This is a genomic window from Bradyrhizobium sp. USDA 4474 (genome assembly GCF_054057515.1).
Genome location: NZ_JBSRZJ010000002.1, coordinates 1,287,730 through 1,303,274, shown reverse-complemented (window position 1 = coordinate 1,303,274; position 15,545 = coordinate 1,287,730). Strand labels below are relative to the sequence as shown.

The following is a 15,545-nucleotide window of genomic DNA, read 5'->3' as shown; positions in this document are numbered from 1 at the left end:
CTACGCTGCCAGATCCAGCAATCTGCACGATCCGCGCACCAGAACCTTCCGGCCGGTGTCGGTTATCGCAGGTCCGCCGTCGCTGAACATAACAAGGCCGAGCCTGACGAGACCTTCGAGCAGATGACCCTTCGAGAGGCGACCGTTCGGCACCGGGCTGCGAAGCGTCTTCAGGGCTTCCCACTGGTCCGGTGAAAGGTCGAAATCGAAATCGGTGTTCATGTTGCCTCGATCGACAGTACCGTTCGCGCGCCCCTGTTAGCGGCGCTGCATGAAGACCATGCGACGACAATGAGTCGGGAATTCGATGCGCTGCTTGGAAACTCTCTTCACGAATTGCCGCTCGTCGTTGCGTCACAATGGTTAAGATCGTTTGGGCGCAAAGATCATCCCGCTCACTGATCACGAATTGATGATTTCTATTTGATGTTGCGTTGCGACAGCTGCAGGTGCAGGGGAAGCGTTACTGCCTCATTCTGCGACGCGATATGCTCAGAAGCCGAGGAATCGAAACAGCGCGCTCGATGAATTTCCCATCACTTCGCGACTGCAACGCCGGACCCGCGGAACTTCTGACGTCCGCGGACAGGCCTACCGGTAAATCGCAACGATGTCGGAGACGGCTCGCTCGAGCTGCTGAGCAGTGGCGCATTGCCGCACCACGCTGCAAAATGTCGCGTAACGCGGCATCTCGGAATCGCCAAAGCCCCAGGCAAGCCGTCCTTCGGGATTGAGCCAGACCAGCCGCTTCGAGCGTTCGGAGACGCGGCGCAAGATGTCGGCGCGCGGATCGAGATTGTTGCTGCGGGCATCGCCGAGCACGATCACCGTGGTCTGCGGCGTCAGCGTGCTCATGAAGTCCTTCTCGAAATCGACCAGTGACGAACCGTAATCGGACGAGCCGAAGCCGACTTTGGACATGATCTCGGCCATCGCTTCTTCCGGCGACTTCTTCTGCAGGATGTCGCTGACCTCGATCAGGTGCGAGGAGAATGCGAAGGAACGGACGTCGTCCACCACCTCGTGCAGCGAGTGGATCAGGAGCAGGAAGAAGTCCGAGACCTGCGCAACCGAGCCGGAGACGTCGCACAGCGCCACGATCTTCGGCCGCTCGCGGTGCTTGCGCTTCCATGCGGTGAGAAAGGGGACACCGCCCCAGGCAGCGTTGCGGCGAAGTGTGCGGCGGACGTCGAGATGTCCACGGCGTTGGCGCTTGCGCGGTTTCGAATAGCGCTCGCGCAGGCGACGCGCGATCTGGCGGATGAGAGCCCGCATTTCCGCGACCTGGCGCCGCTCGATGCGGGCCAGAGGCGCATTGCGCAGGATCTCGTTGCGGAGGTTTTCGGCCTCTTCGCGAGCATAGAGCGCAAGCCCTTGCGAGACGGTGTCGCGGACGGCCTCGCGCAGGGCGTCCAGTGCCGCGCGCAAGCGCTCGGCGAGTGCCGGGTTGCTTGCGGTCAACTCGTCGAGATCGTCGCGCAGGCGCTGAAGGCCCATCGCGTCGAGGATGCGGCTGGAGAAGATGCCGCGTTGGGTGGAGTAACGGATGTCGGAGAGTGAGGCTGCACCGGACGCGCTGGCGATCGCGGCAGAGATCGCATTGCGATCCTGCGACAGCAGCATCCGTGCGAGAGGACCTAATTCTTCGGGAGGCTGACCTTCGGCCGCTTCGCCGGTCGAACTCGATGAGGACGATTGATCGGAGTCCTGTGAGGCTTCGTCATCGTCGTTGGCTCCGGCTTGATCCTGAGGCGGCTCGGGTTGACTGAAGAAACAGATCGAAACAGTCGCCGAGCGCGAGCTTCTCGTCCTGCGACTTGGCGAGCGTCAGAAGCAGCGCGTCGCGCAAAATGGTGCGGTCGGTGAGGCCGACCTGCGCCACTGCGCGCATCGCATCGATGCTTTCCGCGGGCGAGACATGGACGCCGGCGCCCCGCGCCGCTCGAAAGAAACGATGAAGATTTTCGCGCATCGGCGTCAACCGAAGACGTTGGACCGTGCCGCCTTGGCAATGAAGGTCGTAATCTGCGGCGACGCAGCCTCGATGTCGGCCTCGTACTTCAGGAGCACGTTGAGCGTGTCCTTGACGATCTCGGTATCAAGCTCGGACGCCTGAAGCAGCACCAGCACGCGCGCCCAGTCGATCGTCTCGCTGACCGAGGGCAGCTTCTTCAGGTCGAGCGAGCGGATCTCGTGGATGAAGCCCACCATCTGCCGGCGCAGCGTCCGGGAGATGCCGGGGACGCGGCTTTCAACGATGCGCTCTTCGAGCCGCTGCTCGGGGAAGCCGATATGCAGGTGCAGGCAGCGTCGCTTCAGGGCGTCGCCGAGATCGCGCTCGCTGTTGGAGGTGAGGATCACGGTCGGTGGCGTCATCGCCGAGACCGTGCCGAGCTCCGGGATCGTGACCTGGAAGTCCGAGAGGATTTCCAGCAGCAGCGACTCGAATTCGGCATCCGACTTGTCGATCTCGTCGATCAGCAGCACGCAGCCGCCCGGCTGCTCCAGCGCCTGCAGCAGCGGCCGCGGCTCGACGAATTCCTTGGAGAAGAACACGTCGCCGAAATCATGGAGCTGGTCGAGGGCAGCGTGCAGCGTTTGCGCGCCGCCGAGGACTTCGCCGAGCTTGTCCTTGAGGATCTGGGTGTAGAGCAGCTGTTTGGCGTATTTCCACTCGTAGAGCGCCTTGGCCTCGTCGAGGCCTTCGTAGCATTGCAGGCGGATCATCTTCTTGCCGCGCCAGGCCGCGATCGCCTTGGCAAGCTCGGTCTTGCCGACGCCCGCAGGGCCCTCGACAAGGATCGGCTTCTCGATCTGTTGCGACAAATAGACGGCGGTCGCGATCTGCCGGCTCGCGATATAGCCCTGCGCGGCGAGGCCGCTCTCCACTGCCTCGATCGCGGTCGAGGCCTTCTGTTCAGCCACGAAGGGCGCTCCCAAAGGTCTTGCTTGAAGCTTGTTCTGCCTGCGTTCCCGGCAAAGAACAAGCCTCGTCTGGGACGGGCCTGATCCGCGCTGATGGCCACTTATTCCGTTCAGCGCAAATACTTGATGAGCGGCTGACGCCGCGATCAGTGTCGCAGCTGCCCCGGCTTGCGAATGGTCTGCCTGACCTCGGCGCCGCAATCGGCGCATTCATAGACGAAGTCGATCTTGGCCAGGCTCCAGTGCGGTTCGACCCCACGCACATGCATCGGCAGGAACCCGATGCACGTCGGACAAATCACAGGCGCGATTTCGATATCCTGACGATGCTGTACATAAGCTGGCATCTCGGCTCTCCTTCGCAGGCGACCACCAATCCCCGCGCAAAGGGTACTGCCGGTCGCCGCAGGACCGTCATCAACTCTTCCGAACAGAGGCGGAACGGCGCGGGTTTGTCGGTAGCTGTGACATTCTTGTTACGTCTTCTATACTGTAACGGGGCGGACGAAATGCCTATTTCACCGGCCGATCCGGTTTTCGGACCATCACATCACAACGATAAGGGAGCACGCCCATGACCCATGCCATTCGCTTTCACAAAACCGGCGGTCCGGACGTTCTGGTTTGGGAGGAGGTCAATGTCGGCAAGCCGGGACCAGGCGAGGCGCGCATTCGCCATACCGCTGTTGGCCTCAACTTCGTCGACATCTACAACCGCTCGGGCGTGTATCCGGCCCAATTGCCGAGTGGGCTCGGCAGCGAGGCCGCGGGCGTTGTCGAAGAAGTCGGGCCAGGCGTCACTGATCTGAAGCCGGGTGACCGTGTCGCATACGGCGCTTCGCCGCTTGGCGCCTATTCCGAGGCGCGGCTGATCCCTGCCGATCGGCTTCTGAAGCTGCCTGACGGGGTCGACGACAAGACCGCGGCTGCAATGATGCTGAAGGGGCTGACCACGCAGTACCTGATCCGGCAGACCTATCGTGTGAAGGCTGGCGACACCATTCTGCTGCATGCCGCGGCGGGCGGCGTTGGCCTGATCCTGAGCCAATGGGCCAAGCATCTCGGCGCAACCGTGATCGGTACCGTCGGCAGCGATGAGAAGGCCAAGCTCGCCAAGGCGCATGGTTGCGATCACGTCATCATTTATTCGCGCGAGGATTTCGTGAAGCGCGTCGACGAGATCACTGGCGGCAAGAAGGTGCCGGTGGTGTATGATTCCGTCGGCAAGGACACGTTCCTGAGGTCGCTGGACTGCCTCGCGCCGCTCGGCGTCGCCGCGCTGTTCGGTGCGTCTTCCGGTGCGGTCGAGCCGCTCAATCTCGGCCTGCTCGCGCAGAAGGGTTCGCTTTACGTCACCCGACCGACGCTGTTCACCTACGCCGCCAAGCGCGAGAACCTGGTCGCGATGGCGAACGAGCTGTTCGATGTCGTGAAATCCGGCGCGGTCAAGATCGAGGTGCACCAGACCTATCCGCTGAAGGACGCCGCCAAGGCGCATGCCGATCTCGCCGCGCGCAAGACCACGGGATCGACCGTTCTCACGGTGTGATTTCGGGTGGAGCAGTGGCGCAGGCGGCCTGGGCGCGCGTCATATTTTGTCGTGCCTGTGCAGGTCGCGGACGTGATCGAGACGGTTCGCCTGGAGATCGATATCCTCAGGCGGAATTTCGGGGAGGGCGGCCTCAGCCAGAATGGCTTCGGTCACGTCCTCGACCGAATCCCCCGCGATTTCGTGGACGAACGAGATGTTCTGGTATTCGCCGGAGCTGACTCGGGAGATGACTTCGCGCCTGGTGATTTCAGGGTCGACAATCGCCTCGCGACCGCGGCGCCCGTAATCGATCATCACGACGAAATACTGCATCAAACGATCCTGCCGCGCCCCGATGATCGGTGTGCGGCAGGAGTATTTCCGAAAAGAAGAATTAAGTCAAGGTGGATTTCCAAAAATCGGAAATCGCGCCTTACCGGCCTTTCTTGCGCGGGCGGGCGGACTTGGCGCGCAGCCGCTCGAGCTGGCCCTTCGGCATCGAGAGGCAGATCTCTCCGACCCAGTCGAGCTTGACGCCGACGATCGGCTTGGCGTTGAAGCTGGTGAGGTTGACGACGGAAGGTGATTTGCCCCGCTCGATGGTCTTGAGATAGCGCTCGCCGGTCTTGAGCCGGACCACGGCCTCTTCGCCGTAGAAGCTGGACAGCGGATGACGCTGGTCCTTGTAGACCACGATCACGTCGCCACTTTCATATTTGGGCAGCATCGAATCGCCGACGATCTCGAATGCGACGGTTTCTTCCATAATCGGGAAGGGCAGCGTGACGTCGCCGAGCCCCTCCGGCGGAACCTGCTCGACGTCAGGCTCGATGACGGCGCCGGCGCCGACGCGGCCCATGATCGGCGCGAGGTTGAGCTCCAGATATTCCATGATCGGAATGATTTCCGAGGCCTTCACCAGGCGTTCGCCACCAAGGATTTCCGACACTGCTCCGGGACGCACGCCCATCGCCGCGGCCAGCCCGCCCTTGCTCTTGCCCGTCTTTTCCAGGCCCCGCTCGATCATTGCAGCGTCCAACATGATGTTTCCCTCGATTGCCGTGGCACGTGGCTCTTGTAATCCGAAATTCGGAATTGATGCAATTATGAATATCAGAATTCCTGCTTGACTTCGTATTCGGAATAACGGAATGTATGTGTCCGCCGCCGGATCGAACGGTCGGGGCGCATCACAGGACAGCAGCATGGAACCGGGCTATTGGCCGTCGGAGCATTCCGACGCGCTTCGAGACTATTTTTTCAAGGGGTGGTCGTATGCGGAGATCGGAAGGAAGATTAACGCAAGGTTTGGAACGGTTTACACGCGCAATGCGGTGGCCGGCCGGGCCAGGCGGCTGGGGCTCGCAGCGCCCGAACGGGTGATGAGTCCGTCGATCGTGCCGTCCTTGTCGGGCGAGCCCTCCCAAGTCGCGCCGTATCGTGCCGCGTCAGCCAGCCTGAACCTGCCGCCGCCGTCAGCATTGAAGCCGGTCAATCCGGTCAAATTGCGCTGTGTTGGTATCCGGCCGCGCCTGATCGCGCTGGTCGAGCTCGAGCAAGGCGACTGCCGCTATCCCTATGGGGGTGACAGGGAGGGAGAGGAGATCCGTTTCTGCGGCCATCCGCGTCAGCCTGGTTCGGGCTACTGCGCGCCGCATGCTCACCTGACTCGCGGTCCTGGAGCAACGTCCGGCTGTACGGCCGGTGCCGTCGTACTGAGGCTGGTTTCCGCCGCCTGACCGGCACCGCCGTCCCGTCTCATGTCAATTCGAAAGGAGCTTCCGAGTGACACGTGCCAGACGCAATATGTCCTACAAGTTGACCGGACTTCACGACCGGCGGTCGCGCGATCTGCCGTTCAACGCCGAGGTCGTGGAGATCGAGGTCGATAATCCACTGGCACTGGATAGGGACGAGAAGATCCTGGTGATGCGGTCGATCAGGAACGATCCGCTCGGCCGGCTGCACTCGCACCACCAGATCGACGAGGCGCAATATCGGGGTGGTCGGGCCTATCAGAACGACTGGGAGAGGGCGGAGCGAGGCCCACAGGCCATGGATCCGACCCGCGAATATGTCGACGGCGCACGCCTCCGCGAGCCCATGAGCGACAGCCAGCGCCAGGCTGTGCTGCGGCTGAATCGGATCGAGCACGAGCTCGGCACCGACGGTGCGGCTCTGGTGCACGACGTGCTGGTGCACGGCCTGACCATGGACCAGATCGGGCAGCGGCGCGCTGTCCGCACCCAGCGCTGGAACGACTATTTCGCCCGGCGATTTCGCGAATGCCTCGATCGGCTGGCGCTCGTCTACGGCTTCGCGACCGACACAACAGCCCGGCGCGGTTGAGCGAAAGTGCCGGCGGCTTTCGCCGCCGGCACTTGGCCTCGCGGCTCCGCTTCCGACACTCTCGGCACAGGGCGCATGGGCGCAGGAGACCAAAATGAATCTGGGCAAGATCGTCACCGTTAATGATGAGATCATCATCGGCTTGTCGCGACAGCGAAATCTCCGGTCCGGTCCATTTGCCTGCGTGAAGCCGCAATACAAGGTGACCGACTACGCTCCCGACATGGTTTTTCAGGACGCGTGCGACGAGCACGCTGAAGAAGGTCCAGCCCCTGTGTTTGCCAGTTTCCGAGCATGCCGGAAGCAACCCGAAACGTTGGTCGAATTGACAGCGATCGGGGCCATGTGGTGACTGATGCTGCTTCTTGACGCAGGTGGGTGACGACGACGCCCTATGCCTGTCATTCGGAATTGCCGTGGCGCGGTGTCGGCGAAGCATCGCTAAGTGGCTTGCACGATGGGTTGTTTCTTGTCATGATTGCAACTTCTCGGGTCGAGCCGAGTCTGTCGAAATCTGCAGCTCGGCGTGATGGTCTGCTGAGATGGCCCTACCGAGAGTCGGTCGTCGCAATGGCGTTCGGTGACGGCATTTGGTCCTTTAGGGCTGCTGATGTACAACCCGAAGGGCCGATCCTGTCATAGGTGCGAGATGAAAAACCTCAATTTCGCGGCTGAACTGCATCTCAAGCTCGGCGCCCCCGCGACCGGTACGGTCGAGAGTCTCCGTCTGCTGCGCGCCTTTCTCAAGCTCGCTCCCCGCCAGCGTTTCGAGGTGATCAGGCTTGTCGAAGACCTCGTCACTGACGAAACGCTCCCTGAACATCCCGTGTCCTAGCAGGACCGACAGCGCCCCGACGTTCCGCTTTGTCCATCTTCCGGACCGGGTAGACCGCCAAGCTGCAGCCCTGGCGCGCGACTGACCGCTGGAATGCGGTGCCACAAATGTGATAATCAGTCAGGAAAAAGAGGGAGGAGTGCGACCATGATCGAACCGAAGCTCGAAGTTCCCGCTGAACTGCGCGACCTGGCCGAGAAAACCATCGACCAGGCTGAGAAGGCATTCGGGATGTTTTTCGATGCCGCCACCAAGTCGATGACCTCCGTTCCGGGAGCGGGGGCAGACGTCTCCAAGCAGGCGCTCGCCTTTACTGAGCAGAACATGAAGGCAGCGTTCGAGCATGCTCGCAAGCTGGTTCACGCAACCGACCTTCAGGAGGCGATGCGGATCCAGTCCGAGTTCCTGCGCAGCCAATTTACCAATGCCGGCGATCACATGCGCCAGATGACCGGCAACTTCATGCAGCCGGGCAAGGGCAAGTCCTGATCTGGCGTGTCGCTCATGCTGATCCCTGTCGGTTCAACCGGCAGGGATTTGCATTTTCGGGTGTCGTTCGCTCGGGCGCAAAGCTTCTTGGTCAGTAGTCGCCGGGATTCATGATCATCGGCGCGGTCGTATCGGCCGGAGCGAGTGCGCTGCTGGCGCTGTCGCGCAGGAAACGGTCAAGTGTCGCCTGAATCTTCTCCTTGACCGAGTCGGGTCCACGATCGCTCATCTCGGTGTGTTGCGCGCCGGTGTGGATGATGTCGATACCACGCGCCTTCGCCTCTTCGGGCGTCGGCAGCACACCGGGATCGGTCACGAAGTGCGGATCCTTGGAGCGGAACGACAGAATCTTCATGTGGTCATTGAGGACGAACGGCACCCTGAGATTATCGAGCGTAATGACCTTCGACACGAGCTCGGGATGCTGCCGGGCGACATACATGGAGACATCGCCGCCGTTGGAATGACCGACCAGCGTGATGTGGTCGTAATCGGCGTTTTGTTGCCGCCCCTTCAGCGTGTTCAGCACGAATAGGATGTTGGCCTCGCAACGCATATAGACCTCGCGCCGGCCGACATATGGCTGGCCGACGTGGGTCATTAAGGGGGGGTCGCTCGGCAGATCCTGCTGGATGCTGGCGACGAGATAGCCACGCGATGCCAGAACATTGGCGAGGAAGGAATATTCGGTCGCCTTGACCGTGTTGCCATTGCTGATGATGGCTACTGGAAGTTTCCAGAGGCCGAGATTGGCCTTCGTCTCATAGTCGCGGCGCACCGCGATATCCACCGAGATCGGCCGCTGACGCGAGGCGTCGAACAACGACAGCGTCTCGTGCCGGATCGCGAGCTTGCTGACGACGACATATTCGCCGGCTGCAAGGACGCAGAGAAAAGCCAGAATTCCAAAAACCCTCTTCATGGTTCCGTCTCAATCACTTTTGACTGAACATGGCTATTGGAAACGGCCCGATCGAGCGATCGTGAGCACCTCACAGGATTAAATTTAGGCAAGTCTCCGAGTGTGGCCCCAAAAGGGCCGCGTCGCGATCCCGCGGGGCTAGAGACAGCCGTTTCGTTCAGGGCGCAGCCGGAACGCGCTCGACAGGGTGAACAGGAAGCGAGGGCTGCGGCGCTCATTGTCCGGCGCCCGATAGCTCAAGGGCACGGCCACGCCAAAATCTGCCTGGAGATCGTGGGACAGAAACAACCGCACGCCGGCACCGGCCGATGTCAGCGAGAGGCCGTCGCTCAGCCGGTAACCGTCGTTCCAGACCGCACCGGCATCGCCGAAGGCGTAGAGCTGGTAGCCGCTCCAGTAACGGAAATTGAGGTTCTGGTCGAAGCGGAGTTCGAAGGAGCCGGCAAGCCCGTTGTCGCCACTGATCTCGGCCGCACCATAACCGCGGCCGAATGCTGCGCCGCCGAGATAGAATTGCTGCGAGGTGAACAGTGGCCGTGACGCGGTCTGGCTCGCTGCAGACAGCTTGAGCGACCAGGTGTCGGTCAGTGACTGGTAGCGAGTGAACCAGAAGTTCAGCACCGAGAAATTCGAGGAGGCGCCGTCGCGCGACAACAGATCATCGTCGAAATGCGAGGCACCGAAGACGTCGAGGCCCTGGCGAAAGGTCATCGTCGCAAAGTTGGTGCCGCCGAGGCCGTCCTGGAGCCGATAGTCGGCGGTGAGGCTCGCGGCCCTGATATGGTCATTGTACCAGGGCCCGTACAGATCGTGCTCCGATACATTGCTGAAGGTCGTGGCCGCAGTCAGGGTCAACGTGGAAGATCGCGATTGTAGCGGGACGACGCTGGCGCGCAGCTCGAACGCTTCGGTCGTGGTGATGTCGCTGGCGAGCCGACGCACATCGCCGGGCCTGACCGCGCTGTACAGCACTGATCCGCCGAGCCGTACGCCGTCGACGCCGACTGGAGCATCATAGGACAGCCGCGAGAAGCCGAGCTCGCGCGGGTCGTTGGCGACCGTCGACAGATTGACCGCGAGGGTGTCCCCCGGCGTTAGATAGGAGTTGAACGCGCCGGTCGCATAGGTCTGCCACGGGCCAACCGACGATGAGCCGAGATTGTCGAGCCCGAACGAGGTGAAGACGTGCCAGGACTTCAAACAGACGGTGAGGCGGAAACGGCCGGTCGCGCCGCCGATCTCCTCCAGCGCGGTATCGGTGATCCGGACTCCCGGCCAGCCGTTGATGAGGTAGAGCTGACGTTCGAGTGTTGCCAGGCGCGACGGCTGCTCTGCCAGGATCGGCCCGAGCATCGGCCTGATACCGAATTGCTCGGCGCCATCGCCTTTCAGTTCGGTCTCTACAATGGCGCCTTCGATGATTTGGATCCGGACACGGCCGTCTGCGATATCCTGCGCCGGCACGATTGCTCGGCTCAGATGGAAGCCCTGGGCACGGTAGAGATCGCTGATCGCGCCGGCAATCGCGACAAGGTCGGCCTGCGAGACGCTTTTGCCGAGATAAGGCTGGTAGGCCGCGGCGATGCGATCGGGGGAGATGGCGTGGGCGCCGCTGATATTGATTCCGCGCAGCACAAATTGCGCCTTGCTGTCCCCCGCGGCATTGGATTGGCCGGCCGAAGGGAGCTTCAGCGGGGGCCGGCTCAGGGATTCCCGCTCGCTTTGGTTTTCAAAATATTTCTCCGGCTGCCGCGGATCGAAGCCCGGGGCATGCGCCTGCTGCGCGAAACTCTGCGGAACTCCCGCGAAGATCGATGCCGCCAGCACCAGCGCGGTGAGGAGATGGCGCTTCTCAATGCGCGCAACGAACAGTTCTCCGTAGTTTGACGGAGGAGTGCCGATGAGCCGGTAAGACTTCGTTAGCTGCATGATTTTTCATATTTTTTTATGGTCAATGAATCGTTAATGCGACCGCTCTGCTGACCGTTTCCGGCTAAGTCTATGTTGAATGATTTCGGATACGCCTCGCGGCTGGCTGTCATGCGGACCGAGGATCATCATGCTGGGTAGAGTTGGAATGCGGTGTGCCCTAATCGCCGCGTTGATCATGGGAGCCGCGTCCGGTGCATCCGCTGCGGATGACGGCGTCTGGTCGGTCAGCAAGTCATCGGGGGAGGTCTGGCTTTCCACCAGTGGCGCCCAACAGGTCTCGTTAAACCAGGAAGAAACGCTGAAGCCGGGCGACACCATCCGAACCGGGCGGAACGGGCGCGTGCTGCTGGTTCGCGGCGAGGAGACGATTTTGATCTCGCCCAACTCGGTGGTCGGGGTGCCGGCCGAGAAGAAGGAGGGTCTTTCGACCACTATCATCCAGCAGGCGGGGTCGATCCTGCTCGAGGTCGAGAAGCGTAACGTCAAGCATTTCGAGGTCGAGACGCCCTATCTCGCCGCCGTGGTCAAGGGAACGCATTTCAGCGTTACAGTAGGCGCAGGCAGCACCAAGGTCGGCGTGCTCCGTGGTCAGGTCGAGGTCTCCGATTTCAAGACCGGGCAGATTGCCCAGGTCATGCCGGGCCAGGTCGCCACCGCCTTCGAGCACGGCAAGCATGGTCTCAGCCTGGGAGGCTCCGGCACGCTCAATCCGATCGAGCAAGGCAAGCCGCGTGCCTCGACGGTCGAACGCGTCCCAGTGCCGAAGTCAGGCCTGTCGGCGCCGCGCAACGCCGGGAATGGTGGTGCGATCCGCGCTCTCGGCACGGCCGACAAGAGCAAGGTGGCTGGTGCGCCGATGCACTCGCATCAGACAGCCAGCGCTCACGCGCCCAAGATCGGCGCCGTGCACATCTCGGGCTCGCTCGGTGAGGTCAAGCTGAACTTCCACAAGGTCACCCACGGGCTCGCCCACAACACCATCGCACCAGGACAGGTGCGAAATGCAAATGCCAGCACCGACACGGTGTGGAGCGGTAGCAAGTCGAGCACGACGACCACTGCCACCAACAGTTCCGCGATCACGGCGGTCACTGTCAGCGGCAGTGGCTCGAGTGCCGGCGCTGCGTCGACGTCGTCAAGTACAGGAGCAAGCAATGTTGCGACCAGCGCCGGTTCGAGCGGCGACGCGGCCGCCGGACCGTCGGATGGCAACGGCAATTCCGGCACCAGGAATGACAACAGCAAAACCGACGGTGATGACAGGGGCGATCAAGGTAAAGGTCACGGCGGCGCCACCGGCAACGGCAAAGGCAACAACGGTAACGGCAATGGGAATGGTGGTGGTAACGGCAACGGGAATGGGAACGGGAACGGCCATCACCACTGAGGCGATTTCCTAGAAGACGAGGGGGCGCGCCCGTTGATGCGGGTGTGTGGGGAGGATCGGGTGAAACGCTATCGGCCGCATATCCTTGTCGTGATCGCTCTGGCGGTCGTGCTGTCCACCGGGTGGCATGGCCCGCTTCGCAACGTGCTCACGGATCTCCGTTTCGCCTGGCAGTCCCGTTCCGCGACCGGCAAGGTCGTCGTGGTCGCTATCGACGCGCCTTCGATCGATCAGATCGGCGTATGGCCCTGGCCACGCAGTCTGCACGCCGATCTCCTGCACCGGCTTGAGGCCGCCGGAGTGCAGGAGGTGGCTTTCGACATCGATTTCAGCACACCGTCTGATCCGGTTGCCGATGAAGCCTTCCTCACCGCGCTTCGCGAGGTGGGCGGCTCGACGATCCTGCCGTCGTTCAAGCAGCCGACGCCAAATGGTGGCGCGGCTCACATCAATCGTCCCCTGAAGCCGTTCGGCAACCAGTCGTGGCCGGCCGTCGTCAATGTCGCGGTTGAATCCGATGGGCTCGTTCGCCGCTATCTCGTCGGAGAGAAACTCGGCGATGCGCAGATTCCGTCGATGGCGGTGGTTTTGGCCGGACAGGACGCCAATCGACGGCCGCCTTTTCTGATCGACTTCAGCATCCGGGCGGCTTCGATTCCCGTCGTTTCCTATGTCGACGTGTTACGCGGCGATGCCACAGCGCTCGACAAACTGCAGGACAAGAAGGTCATCGTTGGTGCCACGGCACTCGAACTGGGCGACCGCTTCAGCGTTCCGAACGGCCGCATCCTCGCCGGACCCGTTCTGCAGGCGATGGCAGCGGAATCTGTCCTTCAGAACCGGATGCTGCGCTGGACGTCCGATGCCGGCACGATACTGAGTCTCGGCCTGATCTGCCTCATCATGTTGTATACTTGGCGCCGTGTCGCACCGGGGGCTCGCGTTGCGATCCTGGTCGCAGCGGGAGCAGGCATCGAACTCGCAGCCGTCCTTGTCCAGGAACGCTGGCCGGTTGTCGTTGATACGTCGCTGTTCCACATCGCGATCGTCGCCTATCTGGCGGCGATCGCGCTGGACGAGATCGACTTCCGCAGCCTGCTGGGGCGCATCGCCGAAAGCCGCTTTCACCGCATCGCGATGTCGCTGGGCGACGGTCTGGTCTGCGCCGACGAAGATCATCGGATCACGGTCTGGAATCCCGGCGCGAGCGCGATCTTCGGCTATATGCCGACCGAGATGATCGGGCGCCCGTTTGAAACGCTTTGCGCGATCGCGGCCGATGGCGGCGGCAAGACTTTCGCCATGCGCGATGCAGCGCGCCAGGCCCTGCTGGTTCCCGGCGGGGCCGTCGTCGTCGAGTTCGAGGGCCGACGCAAGAATGGCGAAACTTTCCCCGTCGAGGCGAGCCTCTCGGGCTGGCAGGGAACGGACGGCTTCCAGTATGGCGCGATCATGCGGGACATTTCCGTGCGCAAGCGCGCGGCCGAGCGCGTCAGATATCTGGCCGAATATGACGCGCTGACGGGGCTCGCCAACCGCAACACGTTGCACGCGGGACTCATCGGTCTGATCGCTGCTGCGGACGGGCCTTCGGAGGTCGCGTTGCTCGTGCTCGGGCTCGATGGCTTTCAGCAGATCAACGACATGCTTGGACACGCGGCCGGCGACCTCGTGCTGCGCGCGGTGGCTGAGCGCCTGCGGACCCAAGCCGATAGCAAGGCACTCGTCGCCCGGCTCGGCGGCGACGAGTTTGCAATTGCGCTGGATTGCGCCGGTCTCGGTGAACCGATTGCTTCGTTGGCCGAGCGGATTGCGCGCGCGTTCGAGGCTCCGCTCGCAACGGGTACGCGCCAGCATCGGGTTAGGATCAGCATGGGTGTCGCCGTCTATCCCGACGGTGGACAAAGCGCGGACGATCTCCTCAGCAACGGCCATCTTGCGCTGAGCAAGGCCAAGCTGACGCGACGCGGCGGCCATGTGATCTTCGAGAGCGCGATCAGGCAGGAGCTGGAAAGCCGGCTGACGCTGGAGAGCGAACTGGCGCTTGCCGCAGACCGGGGCGAGTTCGAGCTGTTCTACCAGCCCCAGGTTCGCCTGGTCGATGGCGGCCTGGTCGGAGCCGAAGCGCTGATCCGCTGGCGGCATCCGGCGCGTGGCTACGTCTCGCCCGGCGAGTTCATGCCGGTCGTCAATACCTCGGCACTGTCCGAGCGGATCGCGAACTGGGTGATGGAGACCGCGGCCCGGCAGGCGCGCGCGTGGGAATTGTCGGGCAATGCTGTCCGCGTCGCCATCAATCTCTCGCCCTCGCAGCTCCAATCAGGCGACCTCGCGCATTCGGTTGCGCAGTTGCTGAAAACGACGGGGCTCAGTCCGTCGCTGCTCGAGATCGAAGTCACCGAGGACATCCTGCTGCACGACGAGGATCGGGTCCTCGACATGTTCAAGCGTATCCAGCAGCTCGGTGTCCGCATTCTGTTCGATGATTTCGGAACGGGCTATGCAAGCCTGAGCTATCTGAAGAAGTTTCCGCTCGACGGCCTCAAGATCGACCGCTCCTTCGTGCTCGACTTGCTTTCGGATTCCGACGATGCTGCGATCGTCGGCTCGACCATCGGTCTCAGCAAGCAGCTTGGCCTGACGGTGGTTGCCGAAGGCATCGAGAATGGCGCGACGGCCGACTTCCTGGTCAGTATGGGCTGCGAGGAAGGGCAGGGCTATTTCTTCGGCCGTCCGATGCCTGCCGAGGCGTTCGGAAAGCAGTTCCTGGCGGCTGAGCCTGAAGCTGTCAGCGCGGCCTGAGCTGGCTCGATCGTCAGCGCCGGCGCGCAACCGCCACGCCGAAGAGGAACGCGACGAAGAGGCTGGCCAGGGGGGCTTCGCGCGTGATCGCCGCGACTGTGGCGAGCGGCCGGCCCGGCTTTCGTGCTTCATCGATGGCGTAAGTGAGGCGATCGACGGCGGCACGCAACCCACCGGCGACCTCGCCGAAGGTACGGGACACCTCGGTCGCTGCATCGATGGCGCGCTCGGCCATGCCGGGCTCGGGATTAGGCTGCGGTATGTCCATGCTCAAGCTCGCGACCTCCAGACCCGACGACAATTGAGGCCGGCACCTTTGGCTATCCGCGCGTGCGCTCGTTTTGAACAGCGGGCCCGAAGGCCTTTGGCTATC

16 protein-coding genes and 1 pseudogene are annotated in these 15,545 nt (G+C 62.5%); 8 read left to right on the top strand and 9 right to left on the bottom strand.

Going from position 1 to position 15,545, the window contains the following annotated elements; genetic code table 11:
• The 4 genes and pseudogenes from ACVW16_RS07930 to ACVW16_RS07915 all read right to left on the bottom strand — a co-directional run bounded on the left by ACVW16_RS07930 (nucleotide 1) and on the right by ACVW16_RS07915 (nucleotide 3,272).
• Nucleotides 1-222 carry a hypothetical protein gene (locus ACVW16_RS07930; RefSeq protein ID WP_456704770.1) on the bottom strand — a complete coding sequence of 74 codons (222 nt, stop codon included), beginning with the start codon at nucleotides 220-222 and terminating at the stop codon, nucleotides 1-3.
• 369 nt (nucleotides 223-591) lie between these two features.
• A pseudogene (locus ACVW16_RS07925) lies at nucleotides 592-1,972 on the bottom strand (vWA domain-containing protein).
• Between the two features lie 5 nt (nucleotides 1,973-1,977).
• On the bottom strand, nucleotides 1,978-2,925 hold the full coding sequence (locus ACVW16_RS07920) for an AAA family ATPase (protein ID WP_456738769.1): 948 nt from the start codon (nucleotides 2,923-2,925) through the stop codon (nucleotides 1,978-1,980).
• Nucleotides 2,926-3,071: 146 nt separating this feature from the next.
• Nucleotides 3,072-3,272: a hypothetical protein gene (locus ACVW16_RS07915; protein WP_456704767.1), complete on the bottom strand. Its 201-nt coding sequence runs from the start codon at nucleotides 3,270-3,272 to the stop codon at nucleotides 3,072-3,074.
• A gap of 227 nt (nucleotides 3,273-3,499) precedes the next feature.
• Here ACVW16_RS07915 and ACVW16_RS07910 point away from each other — a divergent pair, with 227 nt between their 5' ends.
• The gene (locus ACVW16_RS07910) at nucleotides 3,500-4,474 is read left to right on the top strand and encodes a quinone oxidoreductase family protein (RefSeq protein ID WP_456735837.1); all 975 of its coding nucleotides are present in this window, start codon (nucleotides 3,500-3,502) and stop codon (nucleotides 4,472-4,474) included.
• A gap of 39 nt (nucleotides 4,475-4,513) precedes the next feature.
• Here ACVW16_RS07910 and ACVW16_RS07905 read toward each other — a convergent pair whose 3' ends face one another.
• Together ACVW16_RS07905 and ACVW16_RS07900 are read right to left on the bottom strand one after the other, a co-directional pair.
• Nucleotides 4,514-4,789 (bottom strand): hypothetical protein, encoded by a 276-nt coding sequence (locus ACVW16_RS07905; RefSeq protein WP_456735836.1) that lies wholly within the window; start codon nucleotides 4,787-4,789, stop codon nucleotides 4,514-4,516.
• Nucleotides 4,790-4,889: 100 nt separating this feature from the next.
• Nucleotides 4,890-5,498 carry a S24 family peptidase gene (locus tag ACVW16_RS07900; protein ID WP_456735835.1) on the bottom strand — a complete coding sequence of 203 codons (609 nt, stop codon included), beginning with the start codon at nucleotides 5,496-5,498 and terminating at the stop codon, nucleotides 4,890-4,892.
• 163 nt (nucleotides 5,499-5,661) lie between these two features.
• On the opposite strand from ACVW16_RS07900, the gene ACVW16_RS07895 reads away from it, so the two are divergent.
• From ACVW16_RS07895 to ACVW16_RS07875, 5 genes are all read left to right on the top strand, one after another.
• Complete coding sequence (locus ACVW16_RS07895) at nucleotides 5,662-6,195, top strand: GcrA family cell cycle regulator (RefSeq protein ID WP_456735834.1); 534 nt, start codon at nucleotides 5,662-5,664, stop codon at nucleotides 6,193-6,195.
• A 46-nt stretch (nucleotides 6,196-6,241) separates the two neighbouring features.
• A complete protein-coding gene (locus ACVW16_RS07890) occupies nucleotides 6,242-6,805 on the top strand; it encodes a hypothetical protein (RefSeq protein ID WP_456704762.1) in 564 nt (187 codons plus the stop codon).
• A 94-nt stretch (nucleotides 6,806-6,899) separates the two neighbouring features.
• Nucleotides 6,900-7,157 carry a hypothetical protein gene (locus ACVW16_RS07885; protein ID WP_456735833.1) on the top strand — a complete coding sequence of 86 codons (258 nt, stop codon included), beginning with the start codon at nucleotides 6,900-6,902 and terminating at the stop codon, nucleotides 7,155-7,157.
• Nucleotides 7,158-7,454: 297 nt separating this feature from the next.
• Nucleotides 7,455-7,640, top strand: a complete 186-nt coding sequence (locus ACVW16_RS07880) for a hypothetical protein (protein ID WP_456704760.1) — start codon at nucleotides 7,455-7,457, stop codon at nucleotides 7,638-7,640.
• Nucleotides 7,641-7,787: 147 nt separating this feature from the next.
• Nucleotides 7,788-8,129, top strand: a complete 342-nt coding sequence (locus ACVW16_RS07875) for a phasin (protein WP_092228872.1) — start codon at nucleotides 7,788-7,790, stop codon at nucleotides 8,127-8,129.
• 91 nt (nucleotides 8,130-8,220) lie between these two features.
• Here the strand turns inward: ACVW16_RS07875 and ACVW16_RS07870 are convergent, their stop codons facing one another.
• A complete protein-coding gene (locus ACVW16_RS07870; RefSeq protein ID WP_456704759.1) occupies nucleotides 8,221-9,051 on the bottom strand; it encodes an alpha/beta fold hydrolase in 831 nt (276 codons plus the stop codon).
• Nucleotides 9,052-9,189: 138 nt separating this feature from the next.
• Complete coding sequence (locus ACVW16_RS07865; protein ID WP_456735832.1) at nucleotides 9,190-10,980, bottom strand: ShlB/FhaC/HecB family hemolysin secretion/activation protein; 1,791 nt, start codon at nucleotides 10,978-10,980, stop codon at nucleotides 9,190-9,192.
• A gap of 130 nt (nucleotides 10,981-11,110) precedes the next feature.
• Between ACVW16_RS07865 and ACVW16_RS07860 the strand changes: the two genes are divergently transcribed.
• On the top strand, nucleotides 11,111-12,370 hold the full coding sequence (locus ACVW16_RS07860) for a FecR family protein (protein WP_456735831.1): 1,260 nt from the start codon (nucleotides 11,111-11,113) through the stop codon (nucleotides 12,368-12,370).
• A gap of 60 nt (nucleotides 12,371-12,430) precedes the next feature.
• Nucleotides 12,431-15,172, top strand: coding sequence for an EAL domain-containing protein (locus ACVW16_RS07855; RefSeq protein ID WP_456802333.1), 2,742 nt, complete (start codon nucleotides 12,431-12,433; stop codon nucleotides 15,170-15,172).
• Between the two features lie 13 nt (nucleotides 15,173-15,185).
• Here ACVW16_RS07855 and ACVW16_RS07850 read toward each other — a convergent pair whose 3' ends face one another.
• A complete protein-coding gene (locus ACVW16_RS07850) occupies nucleotides 15,186-15,440 on the bottom strand; it encodes a hypothetical protein (protein ID WP_456735829.1) in 255 nt (84 codons plus the stop codon).
• Between the last annotated feature and the right edge of the window lie 105 nt (nucleotides 15,441-15,545).